Origin of the sequence: Arthrobacter sp. 2YAF22_2 (assembly GCF_052114645.1) — a bacterium.
In the GTDB taxonomy this organism is placed as follows: Bacteria; Actinomycetota; Actinomycetes; order Actinomycetales; family Micrococcaceae; genus Arthrobacter.
The window spans coordinates 1-1,253 of the sequence record NZ_JBFRFD010000735.1; the positions used below are offsets into that span (position 1 = coordinate 1).

The 1,253-nt window shown below is 66.3% G+C and carries 1 protein-coding gene and 1 pseudogene; both read right to left on the reverse strand.

The genetic code is table 11. The features are described from left to right. Positions 1-51: 51 nt before the first annotated feature. On the reverse strand, positions 52-684 hold the full coding sequence (locus AB4Y86_RS19130; RefSeq protein ID WP_441403701.1) for a uracil-DNA glycosylase: 633 nt from the start codon (positions 682-684) through the stop codon (positions 52-54). Between the two features lie 173 nt (positions 685-857). After that, positions 858-1,253 (reverse strand): annotated as a pseudogene (locus AB4Y86_RS19135) (epoxyalkane--coenzyme M transferase); the annotation flags it as partial.

Genomic DNA, 1,253 nt, shown 5'->3' on the forward strand with positions numbered 1-1,253 from the left:
GCGCTCACCTTTCGGTGGGCGCCCGCCGTCGTTGTTGCGTGCTGGGTGGGATCAGTTGGCCTTCGCCAGCCCGGTGCGGGCCATCGCGTCGGCGTAGACGACGCGCATTTCCTCGAGGTACTGTTCCTGGCGGGCGGGGGTTCCGGCGAACGCGCGACCACTGAGCGAGCGGACCTTGTACGTCTTCAGGCCACGGCGCCAGATCATCGGCACCTCGGTCTTGAGCAGCAGGTTGGCCAGCCGGTTGGCCTCGGTGCCGTGCGCCACGATCACGGAGGCGCGCGGGACCAGGGCGAGGAATTTCAGCAGGGGCTTGAGGCCGGCCGAGATCTGGTCCGGGGTGAACTTGCCGTTCGGCTCGCCGGGCACGTGCCACGGGTGGACGTTCCACGGCATGACGAACTCGGGACGGAGACCCAGCTTCCACTGCAGGCCCAGCATCCGGGTGACGGCTTCGTCGTCGCCGGGGGTGATGAAACCGGACGGATCCGCGGTCCCGATGTTGGAGTGCAGGCTGATGATCCGGCATTCATCGATGTCGTGGACGGGATCGACGTAGGGGACCGTGGTGCCAGCTTTGTTGGCCTGCAGTGCGTCGCACAGTTCGTTGACCGGCGCGACGTTAGCTTCGTAACGGCGGCTGAGGAGCTGTTCGCGGAAATTTTCTGTGGCCAGGGCTGTCATGTATTGCTGGGTCTCCTGCGGGATTGGTAAAGCTGCCAGACCGGCCGCGGGCACGCCAAAGGAGGGGCACTCTTTGGCCGGTGTGGTTTGAAAATGTGGTGTGGACCGATTCGTGTTCGGTCTTTACCAGTCTATCAAGCCCCGCGAAATGCCCGGTAAGGGTCCGTGGCCGGCTACCAGAGACGCTTGCTGGCCCGCCGGGCGCCCTCGCCGAGCGCCTCGAGTTTGGCGACGGCGATCTGCGGATGGACGCGGCCGCCGAGCCCGCAGTCAGTGGAGGCGATAACGTTTTCGCGGCCCACCAGTTCCGCGAAGCGCACGATCCGGTCCGCGACCAGATCCGGGTGCTCCACGACGTTGGTGGCGTGCGAGACGACCCCGGGAATGATCGACTTGCCCTCGGGCAGCGGGTTGTCCTGCCAGACCCGCCATTCGTGTTCGTGCCGCACGTTGGCCGCCTCGAAGGAGTACGCGCCGGCGTTGATCTGCAGCACCGAGCCGATGATGTCCRCGAACGGGATGTCCGTGGTGTGCGGGCCGTGCCAGGAGCCCCAGCAGACGTGCAGCCG